General features: G+C 49.6%; 13 protein-coding genes. 12 read left to right on the forward strand and 1 reads right to left on the reverse strand.

All coding sequences use genetic code 11. The features are described from left to right. Positions 1 to 2 precede the first annotated feature (2 nt). The 3 genes from Q0499_RS22655 (at position 3) to Q0499_RS22665 (ending at position 2,189) form a co-directional block, all read left to right on the forward strand. Positions 3 to 1,022: a hypothetical protein gene (locus Q0499_RS22655; RefSeq protein WP_299204970.1), complete on the forward strand. Its 1,020-nt coding sequence runs from the start codon at positions 3 to 5 to the stop codon at positions 1,020 to 1,022. 80 nt (positions 1,023 to 1,102) lie between these two features. Further along, positions 1,103 to 1,681, forward strand: coding sequence for a hypothetical protein (locus Q0499_RS22660; protein WP_299204973.1), 579 nt, complete (start codon positions 1,103 to 1,105; stop codon positions 1,679 to 1,681). Between the two features lie 220 nt (positions 1,682 to 1,901). Continuing rightward, on the forward strand, positions 1,902 to 2,189 hold the full coding sequence (locus Q0499_RS22665) for a type VI secretion system PAAR protein (protein WP_299204976.1): 288 nt from the start codon (positions 1,902 to 1,904) through the stop codon (positions 2,187 to 2,189). Between the two features lie 58 nt (positions 2,190 to 2,247). Here the strand turns inward: Q0499_RS22665 and Q0499_RS22670 are convergent, their stop codons facing one another. Further along, positions 2,248 to 3,147 carry a hypothetical protein gene (locus tag Q0499_RS22670; RefSeq protein ID WP_299204979.1) on the reverse strand — a complete coding sequence of 300 codons (900 nt, stop codon included), beginning with the start codon at positions 3,145 to 3,147 and terminating at the stop codon, positions 2,248 to 2,250. Positions 3,148 to 3,378: 231 nt separating this feature from the next. Here Q0499_RS22670 and Q0499_RS22675 point away from each other — a divergent pair, with 231 nt between their 5' ends. The 9 genes from Q0499_RS22675 to Q0499_RS22715 all read left to right on the forward strand — a co-directional run bounded on the left by Q0499_RS22675 (position 3,379) and on the right by Q0499_RS22715 (position 18,084). After that, positions 3,379 to 4,146 (forward strand): hypothetical protein, encoded by a 768-nt coding sequence (locus Q0499_RS22675; protein ID WP_299204982.1) that lies wholly within the window; start codon positions 3,379 to 3,381, stop codon positions 4,144 to 4,146. Between the two features lie 174 nt (positions 4,147 to 4,320). After that, positions 4,321 to 4,836, forward strand: coding sequence for an Hcp family type VI secretion system effector (locus Q0499_RS22680; protein ID WP_299204985.1), 516 nt, complete (start codon positions 4,321 to 4,323; stop codon positions 4,834 to 4,836). Between the two features lie 167 nt (positions 4,837 to 5,003). Continuing rightward, positions 5,004 to 5,471 (forward strand): type VI secretion system lipoprotein TssJ, encoded by a 468-nt coding sequence (tssJ, locus tag Q0499_RS22685; RefSeq protein ID WP_299204988.1) that lies wholly within the window; start codon positions 5,004 to 5,006, stop codon positions 5,469 to 5,471. A 61-nt stretch (positions 5,472 to 5,532) separates the two neighbouring features. Next, positions 5,533 to 6,885 carry a type VI secretion system baseplate subunit TssK gene (tssK, locus tag Q0499_RS22690; protein ID WP_299205016.1) on the forward strand — a complete coding sequence of 451 codons (1,353 nt, stop codon included), beginning with the start codon at positions 5,533 to 5,535 and terminating at the stop codon, positions 6,883 to 6,885. A 13-nt stretch (positions 6,886 to 6,898) separates the two neighbouring features. Further along, a complete protein-coding gene (icmH, locus tag Q0499_RS22695; RefSeq protein ID WP_299205019.1) occupies positions 6,899 to 8,320 on the forward strand; it encodes a type IVB secretion system protein IcmH/DotU in 1,422 nt (473 codons plus the stop codon). Between the two features lie 50 nt (positions 8,321 to 8,370). Then, positions 8,371 to 11,946, forward strand: coding sequence for a type VI secretion system membrane subunit TssM (gene tssM / locus Q0499_RS22700; RefSeq protein WP_299205021.1), 3,576 nt, complete (start codon positions 8,371 to 8,373; stop codon positions 11,944 to 11,946). A 1-nt stretch (position 11,947) separates the two neighbouring features. After that, positions 11,948 to 12,604 (forward strand): type VI secretion system-associated protein TagF, encoded by a 657-nt coding sequence (gene tagF / locus Q0499_RS22705; protein ID WP_299205024.1) that lies wholly within the window; start codon positions 11,948 to 11,950, stop codon positions 12,602 to 12,604. A 25-nt stretch (positions 12,605 to 12,629) separates the two neighbouring features. Next, positions 12,630 to 13,379, forward strand: coding sequence for a protein phosphatase 2C domain-containing protein (locus Q0499_RS22710; protein WP_299205027.1), 750 nt, complete (start codon positions 12,630 to 12,632; stop codon positions 13,377 to 13,379). Between the two features lie 22 nt (positions 13,380 to 13,401). After that, the gene (locus Q0499_RS22715; protein WP_299205030.1) at positions 13,402 to 18,084 is read left to right on the forward strand and encodes a protein kinase; all 4,683 of its coding nucleotides are present in this window, start codon (positions 13,402 to 13,404) and stop codon (positions 18,082 to 18,084) included. The last annotated feature ends 6 nt before the right edge of the window (positions 18,085 to 18,090 follow it).

The raw sequence follows: 18,090 nt of genomic DNA on the forward strand, positions 1-18,090 counted from the left end.
CCATGATGGATCTGGACACCTTTCTCAACCCGCCAGTGGCAGAGTATAAAGCCACCGCCTACCGGCCGGATAAAAGCCTTTTATACCGTGAGCCGGGGCTACGGAATCGTTATCGCAAGGGTAAGTATCTCGCAAGGATAGTGCCGACTGAGGAGGTGCTGCCCCGGGATACGTTTAATGTTACTCCAGATACGCTTAGAGAGTGCGAGCGGGATGACGAACCCGGTATTAAGGAAAAGGCTGCAAATGGGACATTGACAAAAGAGGAGCAGAAGATACTGCAGCAGTTACTGAGTGTCGCTCAGTTTGCACATATAGGTATCAGCCCAATACGTTATAACAAGCTTTCATATGCACTTAATTTAATGTATGGGGTGGGGCGTTTTCTATCTTTATACTTAGGTGGTGGAGGTGTCTTCACCGTTTTGTTTTTATTAGCACTAAGAGATGAACCTTTTAGTGCAGAGTATTTAATAGTCCCTGGTATTATTCTTGCCCCCTGTTTATTTAGTTGGTTAATATCTGCTTTTTTAAGGAAATTTAATCCTGAACTATTCCACAGCACCAAGGATTACCGTGCCTGGTATCTTTGTCGTGAAAGCGGCCTGGTGACTAAATACCATCAGAAAAAGAAAAACGTGGTGCTTCATGAAGCGCCGTTCAGTGAGATGGAATGTTATCTGCACAGCGCCCCGCTGCCCAGCGGTCTGCTGCGATACAACCTGGTGTTAGCTCATTATAAAGATGACTGGGGCATCGACCTGTCTGATTTCTATAAACCTTCCGAACTCTGGCAGGAGTGCGCGGCAGACTGGGACTCTATGCAATACTTTATGGATGTTACCCAACCGCTCTCGGATGACCCCGACCATGAAGAGTTTCGGCACCTTGACCCGACCACGGCAGAATATGATAAAAAAACCAAGCGTCCACCCCATTACTGGCGGGATATGGATATGCAAACCTTCGAGAAACTAAAGCGGGAAAACGATACCAAACTGAGGAAGCGGTATAACCGTTGATAGATAAATACAATTCGGGAATTAGAATTCGCATAATTATCGTTTGATAAAATTAATAAGTTATAGCAATGGAATGTGAAATGAAAAATATGGTTAGGGTTTATGTGTATAGATATTCTTTATTGATTTTTCTGTTATACCAGGTTTTTCTACCAAGCAGTACTTATGCATATGCGTTTATTAATCTTGGAGATAGCATTGGCTGGGAAGCACTCAATGATCAGTTTGATAAGCCTGCCCCTCTTAAAGAAGAGACGCAGATAGTATTCTTTGCTAATAGTTTAGATGGTATCGAGCTTCTGGATCAGTTTATGGTAGAGGTGGGTGAAGATGAATTAGAGGGGCTGAAATGGCAGGCTTTATTAAACGTATATACCTATAATCGAAAAATAAAGAGTTTGAATGATTATTTTGAAGCAAAGAAAAAAACATTGGGTTTGTTTTTGTTAAAACGTAAGCCTTACCCTGTGACTATTGATTATATGGGTGAAGAAACGTCTTTCTTTAGTAGTTTAATAAGAGAAAAAGGTGTGAGTGTTATCTTGATTTATAATGGTGCATTTGGCGGTGTTGCAGCGGGGTGGACGGTCGATGAGTTGCAGGAAGCTATTGAGAGTATTAAGAAGGATAAGAAGTGGCTAGACAATCATGGATTTTAAAATATTTGAAAAGCTAACCCCGTAAAATAAAGAGAGATTGTGGAAGCGACATAAGCAGTAAACCCATAGCTCGGAATATAATTGCAAGAGTAAGTTATATCGGGAAGGTCAGAAGGATCTGATAGGATTGAGGAAAAGGACGTAACTGCGCATTCGTTTTTCTGAGCGCCGTGCGTTTTTTCTATAGTGATCGCATATCAATTATCAAGGAGTGTTTAAAATGCCAAAAGCGGCACGTTTAGGTGATATTGGGTCGGGTCATGGATGTTTTCCGCCATCGCCTATTATTTCAGGTAGTGGCGATGTGCTGATTGATGGCATCCCGGCGGCTCGTGTAGGTGATCCTCTTGCTCCGCACGGCTGTAGCAAGTGTCCGCCGCATGGACGGGCGGTCGCGGCAGGTTCCTCTTCTGTAATGATCAATGGACGGCCTGCTGCCCGGGTAGGTGATGCGATCAGTTGTGGTGGTTCGGTGGCGGCTGGGTCTGGTAGTGTCTCAATCGGCTGATAAGTGACTGGGTGGCTTGGCATCCTGGAGTGGATAAACAAGCCGCCAGGTCTGTCGATTATAAAAGCTCTTTCTTCTCGCGTATCCAGGGGGTTTCGCCGGTCTGATCTTTAATTGTTTCAGAGAGTGCGATGGCTTCGATGTATTCAACCGGTTGCGCTGTGACGACGTTGAACCACTGAGTGAATTTCCCCTGGCTTTTGATCACCTGGGTTTTTATATCCGGATAGCGTTGTTGCCATTGGCTGGCGTCCTGTTTGTTCTGGAAGGCCGCCAGCTGGAGCAGATAATATGTTTCCGGCTCCAATGCTGGGTTGTTAAAGTCAGTGTTCTGTATTACCCAGTGATGTTGTGTCTCCTGGCTCTGTATTGGCGGATTTTTTACTGTCTGGGGGGCTGTTGTCTGAACTATTCTTGTCTGGGCTATTGTTTCCTGGGCTATTGGCGTCTGACTTTTCTTTGTCTCGTGGGTTTTGCCCGCTAACTCTTTTTTCTGATGTTCGTTTGTCTGCATATAAGCCAGTTGTTGGGCAGACTCGTGCTTTTTATGCGGTATTTTCTGAACGATCGGATTTTTCGCGCCGGGGACGGTTTCCGCCTGAACAATGGGTTGCTGTGCGAGTGTCGATTGTTTGGCGGGTGCGGTATTCGCCTGAGTAACCGGTTGAGATTCTTGATCAGTAAATGCCAGTGCCGGGTCTTTCAGCGTCGTTCTGAATCGGCGGATGGTTTCGCTGTCAGAGGCATTGCAATGCCAGTAACGTTCTGAAGGTTGCTTACGCTGATAGCACTGGATAAACCAGGCACCCAGTTGCTGTTCGTGGTAATAGTAGTTATCGGGCCTGATCTCCACATTGTAGGTGGATGAGGGTAAACGGGGCACACGCTCCGATGCGTTGCCTGAGACAGTTGTCGTCATGGCGGCGATTAATATCGCAATCGGGTAAACCTTATCCATGGCTGGAATCCTTATTTTTCTCTCTACGGCCTTTTTATAATAAGCAAAAATCAAGCCACTCCACAGGTGCCTGATATTCCATAGAATATCGGGCAAATTCAGGTGCGCAATCAATAGTTGCGCTGTTTTGTTCTCACTTATAGCAGGTTGTTGCATGGCGCTTTTTTTTACGTGCTGGCTGCAGTAAACTCCGACAATCAAAAGGATTGTCACGTTAAGGGAGTAAGAGAGATGCAGGGAGCTATGACGCCTATCAAAGAGATTCAGCTGGAGCAGATGACTCAGCTGCGGGAGCGGTCTAAGGCTGTTTCTGTCATTCTTAATAAAGAACTTCAGGCGTATCTGAAAACCATCACCCCGTTGTTTTCTCCCAGAAAGGTATTGGGGGAATATATGCAGAGTGCCACCCGCGATAAAGTTGTTGGTGCTGAGAAAAACTATTCCATCATATTAGAGAACTACAAATCTGTTTTGCGTGATGCGTTTGGTTACAACGCAAAGCTGTCCTCTCCTGTGCCTGCTATTCAGAATGAGTTAGTTGCTGAACCCTGGGTCTATAGTGATGATCTGGATGGGACGGTTCTGAGTTTTAGTTCGCCGGTTCGCTGGGTGCTTAGTTATGACTGCAGTTATGATCTGCCCAGGCTGATCGCAGAAAAGCTTAAAGATGAGCAACCTCATTACGATTCTATTACTCCGTTTGTGTTGAATGCGCTGGTGATCTGGCTGTTGCTTGAGAATAGCCCGGGACTGGTTCGTTTGCTGGAAGGGTTAGGTTATGAGGTGTCAATTGAGAGACAGCCGAAAATTGCGGGCACGCTTCCTTTTGTTGTGCTGACATCCCGGGTGGCTGCGTTTCGTCCGCAGAATGATCTGGTGAGAATGGTTGCTCAGTTCTCAGGGAGCTCAGGTTTTGAAGAGATCATTGATGTTGACCAGATCGATGCTATTGAAAATCCGCTGCAAATTAAATTGCAGTCTCTGTTGAGCGTTGAGTGACTTTGCGCAGTGGTGATTGATTGCGCGATTTATTGCTCAGCGCGGCTATTGAGTGCTATCTGATATTTATTTTAAATTATTATTAAGTTATTGAAATATATATATATTTTATTTTTTGGCTCAAACCGTGCTTTAAACCTGGCAGGCTAACATCACTATCTAAGGAGAGAAAAAATGCCAACACCAGGTTATATGTCCATTCAAGGCGAAACTCAGGGTAATATCACCGAAGGCGCTAACAGCATGGAGTCTATGGGGAATCGTTATCAGGAAGGTCATGAAAACGAAATCACTGTTCAGGGCTTTTCCCATCAGATCATGATCCCTCGCGACCCACAAAGTGGTCAGCCGAGTGGTCAGCGTGTACATGATGCGCTGGTTATTTCTAAAATTTATGACAAGTCTTCACCGAAACTGTTTGAAGCACTGACCAGTGGTGAGCGTCTGCCACGTATCGAACTGAAATGGTTCCGCACCTCTATGACGGGTCAGCAAGAGCATTACTTCACTCATGTGCTGGAAGATGCAATGATTGTTGATATCAAGGCTCACATGCCTAACTGTCAGGATCCTGCAATGGAACACTTCACTCACATGGAAGATGTTGCCTTCACTTATCGTAAGATCAGCTGGACTCATGAAGTTGCCGGAACCTCCGGTTCTGATGACTGGCGTCTGCCAAAAGCCTGATATCTCAGGTTTTTGTCTGCTAATAACCGACCTGCGGGTCGGTTTTTTTATATCTATTGCTCCAGAACATTGCAATAAACAGGGGATTTAGGGTTTAATTCACCTTCTTAGAAAGGGAGTTCACTATGTTCCAGGGATTTTTGGAGCGATCCTGGCGGCAATTTTTTATGCTGCTTATCGCCACCACACTGCTAAATGGCTGCTCTACCGTTTCAGATATGCTGTCTGATGATGAGCCCCCGCCTCCACCCCCAGAGCTTGTTGTTTCTGTTATTGCGGATTCCTCTGTTAATCAGGATCTCGATGGACGACCCTCCCCGACTGTTGTGCGTATCTATCAGTTAGAAGATGATGCCCTGTTTAAAGAGAGCGACTTTTTTGCTCTCTACGACAATGACAGTGCTTTGTTGTCCGGCGACCTTTTATTGCGTGATGAGATGATCGTTAATCCCGGGGGATCGGCGATTAAAAAAACACTGCTGGATAAGAATACAGAATTCGTCGGCGTGTTGGCTGCGTTTCAGAATACTGACAACGGTGTGATGAAAAAGGTGGTTGCTGTGCATGCTGAAAAGGATCAGTCGGTTCAGGTTCGACTCAAGGACAATCAACTGACACTTGATCTGCTCAATTAAACACCGTTTATTGTGATTTGAATTTAAGCCTGATTTTGGATTTTTGAAGTGGAGTCACGGAGTGACGAATAAAGTTATCTGGCATGAAGGCATGTTCCTTCGGCCGCAGCACTTTCAACAGCATGACCAGTATCTGTTGAAGGAAATTAATAACCGCATTCGTGCGATCGGCTGTTTTAACTGGGGATTTTCCCGCTTGAAAGTAAACTCAGCCAATTTGAAAATTGGCGAAGTTTCGCTGGATGACTGTGCCGGTTGTTTTGCCGATGGTACCAGCTTTGATATGCATACCGGTGATGCACCGCCGTTGCCTGTGCTGGTTAATGACTCAATCTCCGATGCGATCATTTATCTGGCAATTCCATTGCAACAATCAGGCATTACGGAGGTGGGTAGTAACGACAACCGTAATAGCCTGGTGCGCTATCTGCCTAAATCCGTTGAAGTGGCTGATATGGCTTCAGTTGAAAATGAACAGACCAGTATTCAGGTCGGCGAGCTGCGCTTACGTCTGTTTATTGAAGATGCCCGGCAGAACTCTGAAAACCGGGTGCCCGATGGTTATACCCGTTTAGCGGTGGCGCAAATTGAAGAGGTAAAAGGCGGGCAGATCCGTCTTCGTCAGCAATTTATCCCGCCTTTGCTTGATATCGGGGCTTCAGACCTGTTACAGAACTTTCTCACTGAGCTGCAAGCGATGCTGACTACCCGTGCCCGTGAACTTGCGGCCCGGGTGAGCAGTTCCGGCGGTAAGGGGGGCGTTGCCGAAGTGACTGACTTTATGTTGCTTCAGTTACTGAATCGTTTTGACCCTGTGTTGTCGTTGTACCGTCAGGTGCCAGAGATGTCGCCGCTGGAACTGTATGAGCGGTTACTGCAGCTGGTGGGCGAACTGGCCACCTTTATGAAGCCGGAAAAGCGTCCACCCGAGTTTGCTGAATATCAGCAGGATAATCTGATCGGTACGTTTCTTCCGCTGCTGGAAGAGTTGAAAGGTTGCTTCGGCACGGTACTTGAGCAGATAGCTGAAGGCATTCCCCTTTCACCTGAACAGTATGGTATCCGGGCTGCCAGAATCCGCGACCGTGTATTGCTAAAAAGTGCTGACTTTATTTTTGCTGTCAGTGCTCAGGTTGCTCAGGAAAAACTACGTACTCAGTTTCCGCAACAGATTAAGATCGGTCCGGTTGAACGTATACGAGAGCTTATTACCAGCGCATTGCCGGGTATTCCTATTGCTCCGTTACCGGTAGCCCCACGGGAAATACCTTACCACGCAGGGTTTACCTATTTTCAGCTTGATACCAGTCATGAGATCTGGAAAGAGTTGGATAAATCCGGTGGTATAGCTTTCCATGTGGGGGGCGAGTTCCCAGGGCTTGAATGCCAGTTCTGGGCCATTAAACGCAGATAGATAGTTGTAAATCATGGATGATCAAACCGTAATTCGCCCGATGCCGGGGGGGCGTAAACCCCGCAATACAGGAACCCCTGACCGGCGACCAGCGGAACCAGTTCCGCGGCAGCCAGCCCCCAGGGCTGACAACGCTCAGTACGGTCACTCTTTACATCAGTCTGCGGGGGCATCTGCGCCGGAGCCCAATTATGAGCAGCCGGGTTCGGGGGCAATCGTACAGGGAGCAATCTCTCAGGGTGAAAATCCACTGTTGCAACTGGTTACTCCGCTGCTGTCATTCCTGGGCAAAATTCAGAATACGGTTGAGTGTCCTGATCTGGAAGAGTTTCGTCGATATGCGCTGGATCAGATTCAACTGTATGAGTCTCAAGGCTGGGGCGTGTCCGGAGGGCGGGAAAACAGTGAATACATCAGTTATCCCCTGTGCGCGCTGATCGATGAGATTGTACTGAATACTCCCTGGGGCAGTAACAGTCGCTGGGGTAGTGAAAGTTTGCTGATTACCCGTCATCAGGAAGCCTGGGGTGGTGAGCGCTTCTTTAGTTATCTGAATGAGTTGATGAAACGTCCGGCTAGTAATCTTGAGCTGCTGGAGTTTTATTTTGCGTGTTTGTCTCTGGGCTTTGAAGGCAAATACCGGCGCATGGCCAATGGTCGACGGGAGCTGGATCGTCTGCGCAGCGAGCTCTATATTCTTATTAACCGGCACCGCAACTATGAGTCTGAAGGGCTCTCCCCTCACTGGGAAGGTGTGTCTGATCGACGTATCGGCATCGCCCGATATCTACCTTTCTGGGTGATCTGGGCATTTTGTCTGTTCCTGCTGATGGCCGCGTTTCTTGGGTTTATCTGGAAGATAACCCAGAAGTCTGATCAGTTGATGGAACAATTTTCCGGTATCAGCCGTACCCCGGTTATTGAAGTGACCCCGGTGAATATTGACCGTCTGGCTGCGCCGCTGTTTGCAGTGACAGAGCCTGATTTGGCACCTGAGACGATTGATTATTTTGCGCTGCTGGAACCGGAGTTAGTGGAAGAGCTTGCAGCCGGCACGGTCGAGCTGATCGATGAGGAAAATCAGGTCAGGCTGCGATTACGTCATGCAAGACTGTTCCCCTCAGGGCAGGCGGGTCTGTCCCACGAGTTTGTCCCCTTGGTTGAGCGAATCGGTACACAGCTTAAAGGTGTGGGTAAACCAATTATTATCGAAGGACACTCCGATAATGTGCCTATTTTCTCTACCCGTTATCCCTCGAACTGGGCGCTGTCACAGGCCCGGGCCAAGTCCGTTGCCGAAGTGTTGCTGAGTCAGTTGGAAGAGGGTGTGGTAATGCGGGTTGAGGGTAAGGCCTCCAGCGCCCCTCTGGTGGAGAATAACTCCAATCTGAACCGGGCACTGAACCGCAGGGTAGAGATTCTGCTGCGAAAATAGTAATGCCTTAATGGCGAGCATGTTTTGTTCAGGGATTGACAGGAAGACACGTGAAAAAGTTAATCAGGATTATCACCAATCGATGGTTTATTCAGAGTATCGGGATTATCTGTCTCGCATTGCTGATCTGGTTTATCGGGCCATTATTTGCCATTGCTGAAAATTATTTTCTTGCCAGCGAGTTTGCCCGACTTCTGGCGATTGTAATCGTTGTGCTCTGTTGGGCAGGTATAACGGCATTGTTTTTCTGGCGGCAAAAGAAAAAAAATGAACAACTGCTGGATGATCTGGGGAGTGAACAGCTGGATCAGGCCTATCTGGCGGAGAGTGCCCGAGAGGATGAACAGGCGATCATCAGTGGCCGGTTTGATGAAGCATTACAGATTTTGCGCAACAGTAAGGGCGGCTCCGGTAAAGCCGCCAATCTCTATGAGCTGCCCTGGTATATCATTATCGGCCCACCGGGTTCGGGTAAGACCACCGCACTGATTAACTCAGGGCTAAATTTTCCGCTGGCTGACCGGATGGGCAGCGAGGCGATTCAGGGGATTGGTGGTACTCGCCATTGCGACTGGTGGTTTACCGACGAGGCGGTGATGATTGATACTGCCGGTCGTTTTACCACTCAGGATAGCCATGAATCGGTTGACCGGGCGGCGTGGCAGCAGTTTATGGATCTGCTGAAAAAGAATCGCCCGCAACAGCCGGTCAATGGCGTATTGGTGACCATGAGTGTTGCGGATCTGATGCAGCAATCCGACGACGAAAGAGCGTTGTATGCGCAGACTATCCGACGACGTATCGAGGAGTTAAATGAACATCTCGGGATCTCAGCGCCGGTCTATTTTACCTTCACCAAGTGTGATTTGATCTCTGGTTTCAGTGAGTTCTTCGGCCATTACGACCGTGACGCCCGGGCACAGGTCTGGGGTGAAACATTTCAGCTGCCTGAGTCCGGTCGGCCTCAGTTTAATATTGATGATTATGCTGACAAATTTGACGCACTGACATTGCGCCTCGAACAGCAATTAATCGAGCGGATGTATCAGGAACAGGATCCTGATAAGCGTACCCTGATTATGGGCTTTCCCCGTCAGTTTGCCGGGCTGCGCGATATTATCTCTATCTTCCTGGGGGAAATCTTCAGTACTAATCGCTATAGCGAGGGAGCACTGTTGCGCGGTGTTTACTTTACCAGTGGGACTCAGGCGGGGACACCTATTGACCGTTTGCTGGGGTCGCTGGCAAAGAGTTTTGGTTTCAGTAATTCGACACTGGTGGGCGCCAGTGGTCGTGGTAAAAGCTTCTTTCTCAAAAACCTGTTGCAGCGGGTGATCTTTGTCGAAGCCGGAATCGCTGGGGTTGACCAGCAACTGATCAGACGGCGTCGCTGGATGCAACGTTTGGTTGTTACTGGCGCGCTGGCGGTATTTCTGGTTGGCACCGGCCTGCTGAGCTGGTCATTTTTGAATAATGAACAAAAAATTCAGCAACTGACTCAGCTGAATACCGGCTTTTCTGAACAGTCAGTGCAGGTGCCGATGTTTGAAGCTGATTTTCTGGCTGTATTGCCGGAGTTGAACACCCTGCGTGATGCAACCAGACTTTACGATGACGCGGGTGTTGACCATACCTTCGGGCTGTATCAGGGTTACACCCTCACCCAGGGTGCACGTTCGGCGTATCTGAATCTTTTGCAAAGTGCCTTGCTGCCGGTGCTGACCGCACGGATTGAAGAGCTGATTATTGCCAGTGATCCCAAACAGACCTCCAGCCTCTATGAACTGCTGAAAACCTACCTGATGTATGGCGGCGTAAAACCCTACGATGCTGAACTGCTAACGACCTGGGCGGTGCTTGACTGGCAGGAAACCTATGCCCTTGACGAACAGGCAGTGAATGATCTGAGCGGGCATATGCAGGTGCTGATGGAGAACGGCTTTCTGCCGGTTACCCTGAATGAGGAGATTGTCTCCTATGCACGGCGAATTTTGTCGACCGATCCTTTAGAGAAACAGGTCTATCAGGCGATTCTCAGAGAGTTGAGTCAGGAACATAAATATGATCTGGCACTGGATCAGGTGTTTGGCCCTTATGCGTTTGATCTTTTTAAGAGTAAGCATGGCGGCGATCTGACGACATTTGTCATGTCTGGCGTATTTACCAAACAAGGCTTCTACACACTTTTCCTGCCCAACAGTACCACGCTTTCAAAGGAGTATATCGACAATAACTGGGTGATGGGGGACCGCTATCAGTCACGTCATTTTATGGACAGCGATACCCTGCAGCGTAAAGTGCTCGGTTTGTATTATGACGACTTTATTCAGCACTGGGATGGCATGATCAATGACATGACGATGCAACGTCCTGCCAACGCGGAAGCGAGCATCCGACAGATCTCTGTTGCCGCAGGTCTGGATAGCCCGTTACGTCATTTAGTGGAGACCCTGAATGAGGAAACGACGCTGACAAAACCGTTTTCGGCAGAGCAGGGTGAAGGGTCTGATCAGTTGGCACGTACTCTTTCCAGTGTTAATCAGGGGGTGGCTGTGAAGCAGCAGAAGGTCAGTCGCCTGATGCGTGATGCCAAAAAAGCTGGCTTGCTCGATAATCTGGGAGGCGATCTTGGGCAACAGGTTGAGCGTTATTATACGCCGTACTACAAATTAATGGAGAAACGAGGCAGCTCATCCCTGCTGGATCGGCTGAGTCAGGATCTGGCTGAACTGAGTAGCTATATGGATGATGCCGCTAATTCATCGTTCTCCAGCACCGGCGCGATTGATGCGGTTCAGGGACGGATCTCCCGCAATAAAACCGATCCACTGGCAAAAGTGAACAGCTATCAGGCAGATATGCCTGAGATGATGCAAGGGTGGCTGGGGGCCCTGGGTGCTCAGAACTGGTCGGTGGTGCTGGACAACACCAAAACAGAGTTGAATCAACTTTGGCAGTCTCAGGTTACTTATGAGTGCAAGAACTTCCTTGAGGGACGCTATCCGGTTAAAGCCAATGCCAGCTCAGAAGTCACACTGGAGGATTTCAGTCGTTTCTTTGGCCCGGATGGCACCCTGGATAGTTTTGTAAATACCTACCTGAGAGACTTTATTGATACCAAAGGGCGAACCTGGGTTGAGCGTGAAGTCGACGGTCAGAAGATCGGTCTGACGAAAGAGACCCTGCTTCAGCTACAGAAAGCGAATGATATTAAAGAAACGTTTTTCCGCAATGGCGAACTGTCGGTGCCTTTCGTGATGCGACCGGTCAGGCTGGATACAGACGCATCAAAATTCTTTCTCAGTATCGGTTCACAGGAAGTAATCTATCGTCACGGGCCTCGCCGTTCCAGTGCCGTCACCTGGCCTTCGCTCGATAGTGACACTGTGCGCCTGCGCTTTGAAGGACTTGATGGTGAGGTTAAGTCCAGCACTGAAGATGGTCCCTGGGCCTGGTTTCGTCTGTTGAATAAATCTCAGCTGAATATTACGGATAACCGGGCCGTGTATGAAGTGAATTTTGCTGAAGATGGGTTGAGTGCCACCTTTGAACTGCGTGCTAAAAGTGTCATTAACCCTTTTGCTGATGACCTGCTAGCGGGATTCCGCTGTCAGGAATCACTCTGATATGAGTCCGGTGCAGAGTGGCTTTTACGGTAAGGTGCCCTGCAAAGGGGACTTTGTCAGTCGGGGCCTTAGCCGTCACTGCATTGGCAATCTGGATCGTTGGCTACAGCAGGGCATGACCAGCAGCAAAGGATATATGAATGACAGCTGGAGCGAACATTATATGATCGCTCCGGTGTGGCAGTTTTATATCTCGCCGGGCATTTTAGATAGCCATGGCTGGCTGGGCGTCTTTATCCCCAGTATCGACAGTGTCGGACGTAAGTTTCCCTGTCTGATAGCCGTGCCGGTTTCAACCCCGTTTGTTTGCCTGAAACAACTCGAAGATCAGGAAGAGTTGCTGATGCAGATTGAGACACTGCTGTTTGACTCGCTTGAGGATAACTTTGACTTTCCTCTGTTTTGTCACCAGACCAGTAATCTGAAGCTGCTGCCCGCATACCCCTCAGTGGATCTGTTTCGGGCCATAAAACCGGTGGCCGTTATGCACAACCTTGAGCCGCAGCGGGCCGGTTTGCGTAATCTGGATTTAAAGTCTGAATATAGTCATCCAACGATCTGGTGGAGTGAAGGATCAGACACCATTGAGCCTCAGCTTTGGTTTAGTGATGGCTTACCGGATGCGTCCCAGTTTCGCTTCTTTTTAACGGGAAAATAGATGATTTATAACCATGGAGCGGTTTATGTCGGTTGAAACCCTGCTAGCGTCCAGTCGGTATATCAGCAGCGCGCTGACCTCAGTCGGTAATGTACGCAAGCATAATGAGGATGCCTTTCTCAGCCAGCCGGAACAGGCTCACTGGGTGGTTGCTGATGGTATGGGGGGGCACTCTGCCGGGGATTTTGCGAGTCAGTCCATTGTTGACGCGTTACAGATGTTTGAACAACAACCACAGGTGTCGGACAGCGTTGACCTGCTGGAAGATATTCTGCTGCAAACCAATCACAAACTGCTGGAGCTGGCCGGAGACGATCACAAGATAATTGGCTCAACAGTAGCGGGATTGGTGTTGTTGGCTGACTATTACCTGCTCTACTGGTGTGGTGATAGCCGCATCTATCTTTATCGCAATGGGGTGCTGATGCAGGAGAGCGTAGATCACACTTACACACAGGGGCTGGTTGCACAAGGCAGGCTGACTCCGGAAGAGGCGCTGATACACCCGGAGCGAAATGTGATTACCCGGGCAGTGGGCGCCGCCGATGCTCTGTATATCGATATGGATATCCGCAACCTGCAGAGTGGGGATCGCTTTCTGATCTGCAGTGACGGGCTGGATAAAGAACTTTCTGATGCCGATATCGCCGCATTTCTGGCCCAACGTCATATCCCGCTGGAGCAACTGGCGCAAGAGATGATGGATTGCTGTCTGGAACGCGGAGGCCGGGATAACATTACATTGATACTGATTGAAAATCCGGCAGCTGCCTGAATAAAGGAATACCAGACAGCTCATGAAAGATTTTAAACATCAGCTAAAGCAGTACCTGCATGGACAGGCGGCATTCGACAGGTTGCTTGAAACGGTTTCTGCACTTATCTCAAGTCAGCCTCATTTAACCACTAAAGTGGTTACTGGCCTGCAGCAGATGGCCGAACGTCAGTTGCTCAGTGAGGAAGACCTCAGTGCCCTGATGCAGACAATCGACCAGAGCGCTACTGACACCTCTGCGGATCCCGCTGATGATCAGACTCTACTGCAGGGTGCTGCTGCTTCCCCGAAAATGGATAACCAGGCGGGTGATGAGCACACCTCTTTTCGGCCTCCGCAAAGTAGGGCGTTACCTCACGACGAAGAAGATAAAACCCATGTGGCCTCTTTCAGTTCAGGTGCGGCAAAGCCTTCCGACAATCCAGATAGAAATCAGGCCAGACCAGCGGCACCGAAAACAGGAACGGCGACGCCAACGTCAACCGGCACCAGTACATCCCGCTGGAGCAAACCCTTTACGACTGACGATTCAGAAGAATCGGTTATCGGCGTAGGTACGCTGATAAAAGACCGTTTCCATCTGGTTGAGTTTATTGGCTGTGGCGGCATGGGGGATGTCTATAAAGCTGAAGATCAGCGGCGCATTGATGCGCAGGATATTGATAGCCTGGTCGCCATAAAGGTATTGAATAAAACCTTCAGAGAGCATCCGGAATCACTCAGGTCGTTGCAGAGGGAAGCACGTAAAACCCAGAATCTCGCCCACCCGAATATTGTCAACGTTTTTGATTTCGACCGGGATCGGGAACATGTGTTTATGACCATGGAGCTGATGCGCGGTGCTCCTTTAAATGCAGTGATTAAAAATCATCCAACGGGATTTCCTTTGTCTACGGTGCTTGACTACACCGCGGGTATGGCCGGCGCACTGGGATATGCTCATCAACAGGGAGTGGTTCACTCCGACCTGAAGCCTAGCAATGTGTTTCTCGATGGTGGCCAGGTTAAGGTGTTTGATTTCGGCATCGCCCGGGCGGCAAAGACTGGCACGGCTCCGGAAGACAGTTTTGATGCCGGAGAGCTAGGGGCGCTCACCCCCAGTTATGCCTCGCCAGCGATGCTGGCAGGGGTACCAAATGCAGACCCCCGGGATGATCTGTATGCGCTGGGGTGCATCATCTATGAACTGCTAACGGGTAAACACCCGTTCATCCGAAATGGTAAGAAAGTCCCGGCTGATGAGGCCTGGAAGACTGGGATGAAGATGGCTGAACTGAAGCAACTCAGCCGCAATCAGAATAAAGCGCTGAGGCAGCTACTGGCATTTGATGAACGCCAGCGTACAGAAAGTGTTGATGTTTTTTTGCAGCAGTTTATGCCCCAATACCAGCGTCATAGTCTGATGAGCCGTTGGTATGTCTGGGTTATGATTTTCCTGTTTGTGTGTGGCGTGTCCTACTTTCCCCTGCGTAATCTGTGGCACCAGCAGCAGATCGATGATTTTGTAGATGATCTGACAAACCTGGATGAAGAGGCGGTAGATGAGTGGCTAGCGCGAATTCAGACGATGGATGCCGAGCAGCAGAGTGAATTTTTCAACGATGCGCAGGTGAAGCGTGAACTGACCCGATATTTTCTGCAACAGGTCAGTCTTAATGCTGATGCCGATGCCTATAGTCGTGCCCAGCAACTGGCCGACCGGGCGCTACGGATTTATGAAGACTCCCGACGGTTGTCTGATAAGCAGGAGCAGCTGATTAAACAGCAGGCTACGCGACTTAATGATCTGAATAACGAACTGAATAGTTTACTTGAGCTGCCCGCAGAAAAGTTTGCCGGGGCATCCGAGGCTTTGCTGCAGCTGTTAGCGAGTATTAAAAAGGTTGATCCCGGTAATGCGATGCTGAGTGATGCCCGGCTGCCGGTAAAATTTATTGAAACGATGGCTGAGTTAAGCGAACAACGACAATTCGCTATTGCCAAAGACGCGGGTAAAACCTCGGGTAAACTGTTTCCTGCTAACCCCGAACTGGAAAGTGCGCGACGTAATCTTGCCCAGGAAGAGTTGCGCTATAACCGCTCTGTGCGAATTACTGAACTGAATCAACGTCTGGATGCTCTGGCACCAAACAGTCTCAGTAGCTTTGCTGCCGCAGGCCCGGATATACAGGAGCTTAAACAGTTGGAACCTGGCAGTCTCAGGGTCAGTCGGTTGCAGGATACACTTGCAGAGTTACTGCTTTCTGAACAGCAGCAATTGACTCGCCAATATCTATGGCAGCAGGCGGCTGCGCTGTCGACAACATTTGAGCTGCTTCTCAGCCCTGAGGGGCTGGCTCAGCTTGAGCAAGCATTGAACCGTTCACAAACCGAATACCAGAGAGATATCGATCAACGGGTTGCAGAAATTGATGCGAATATTTCCGCTCAGCGAATTGATGAAGCTGCGCAGCGTATCGCTGAGTTGCAGCCGATGGTGTCTGATCAGCGAATTATTACTGCGGTGTCGGACCGGTTAGCCTCAGCACTGATAAAGCAGTCCCGTGTGGCCCAGGATGAGCAACGTTGGCAAAATGCTGCGGATACGCTGGCACGGGTTTCATCGTTGCAGGTCAGCCCTGAGTTACAGCAGAGTCTGGTGTATGAACAGCAGCAGCTGGAACAACGCCAACAGATGACAGCGCAGCAACTGGAGGCCTCTGCATTAGCCGAGCAGGCGCAAAAGCGCAAAGAGGAGCTGGACTCACTACAGGCTGAACTGGAGGTGATATTAAGTGATCCGCAACTGTCTGATAGTAGTACCCGTAAAGCTCAGAACATTCTCGATCGTATCGAAACACAGGTGAGTGATTCGTCTATCGTGACCGAGGGGCGGCAGCGACTGGTTGAGCGCTACAGTGCCGCAGCTGTTGCTGTGGCTGAAACAGATATTTCCCAGGCTATCAGCCTGCTCGAGGATGGCAAGCGCTTGTTGCCCGGACAAGCCGGGATTACCGAGCTGTTGGCACAGCTACAGACCCGTTCTGATAACGCGTCGCAACAAGAAAAAGCACAGCAGCAACAGGCTCTTAAACAGCAGATCGAGGGGGTTTTAGCTGTTGCGACGGTGTCGCCCGAGTGGGAAGCCCAGGTTGCTGATCTGTTAGCGCGGTTGAAAGCGGAACAGCATGAGCCTGAGTATTTGCAGGGGGTTAATAGCCGCATTGCCGCTATTTATGCGCAGCAATCAGAACGCCTGCAGGCACAAAACGAGTTTAATGCGGCCAGAGACAGTCTGGACAAGGCGGCTCAATATGACCCTTCCCTTAGTCTCGCTGATCAGACCGATGCAATAGTGAACGCTGAAGAGCAGTTTCGACAACGGCAAGCTGAGCGAAAGAGCGAGGCGAAGATTAGCGGCCTTAAACAGACCTTTGATACCCAGATACAGGCGAATGACCTGACAGCCGCAGGACAAACCTTTAACCGTTTGAAAGCACTGCTGGGGGCGGATGATCCCTTCATTACGCAACAAGCGCCACAGACGTTTCAGACGGTTTACCTGCGCTTAGCGGATCAGCTGGCGGCGCGACAGCGTTTCACTCAAGCAGAAAAACTGCTGCAAAGTGCGCGCACTCTTGTCGCTGACACGTCTGTGATTGATCAGCGTATAGTCGGTTATCAGGATGGTGTTCGCCTGTATCACATTGGCCAGGCGATCAAAAAACCGGATCTGAATAATCTTCAACAGGCCTATCGCTTGCTGTCTGAGTTGCAGCCCGGAATGCAGCCGGCTAAATATCAGCAATTGAGTCAGGATTTACAAAATGCGGTTGTCGGGCAAGTTAATAGCTTAAATCGTCGCTCGCCGACACGGGCTCGTCAACTGTTACAAAAAGCTCAGCAGTTATTTCCCGACAACCCTCAGCTACAGCAGCTCAGGTTAGGTAGCGAAAACTTACAACCTGAGAAGCCGTCGCCGGAACTGACTTCGGTACAGTCTTCGCTACAGTCTCAGAACCCACCAGACACTCAACAAGCGAGTTCCCAGGCGGATAGTAATCCGACGACATCAACAGCGCGCCAGCCTCCGCCTGTTTCAGATCGCATCTGTAGTGCAGAGCTGGCCGGTAAAGGGATTCGTTCAGTGGCTGTGTGCTGGGATATGCTGGCGCAAGGCGCTGAAAATAAAGCGCCCTTTATGATTGTTGTTCCTGATGGGGGGCGCAGTCTGGCGATCAGTAAATTTGAGATATCCCGACAGGATTACAACCTCTATTGTACCCTGTCCGGAGAGTGTAAAGGGCTGGCGGGGGTTGCAAAGCACCCGGCGACAGGTCTCAGTCAGAACCAGATAAACAGCTATGCGGCATGGTTGAGTAATGCCACCGGCCACCTTTACCGCTTGCCGGTTAAATCCGAATGGGTGAATGCCGCGACAGCGACAGGTAGTCAGCAACCGCAAAATTATAACTGCAGATTGACCCGGGGCGACCAGATTCTGAAAGGACGCGATCTGGTCAGTGTGCAGCAAGGTAAACCCAATGCCTGGGGGCTGGTTAACTATCTGGGCAATGCTCAAGAGCTGGTACGTAGCGGGTCGGGTCTGGAGGCTATGGGGGGGAGTTATCAGGTTAAGATGTCTGATTGTTCAGTCTCAATGTCGGTGCCGATATCCGGTTCGGCTGATGCAACGACCGGATTCCGTCTGGTAAGAGAACTCTAGAGGAGG

It is taken from the genome of uncultured Amphritea sp. (assembly GCF_937127095.1).
GTDB lineage: Bacteria > Pseudomonadota > Gammaproteobacteria > Pseudomonadales > Balneatricaceae > Amphritea.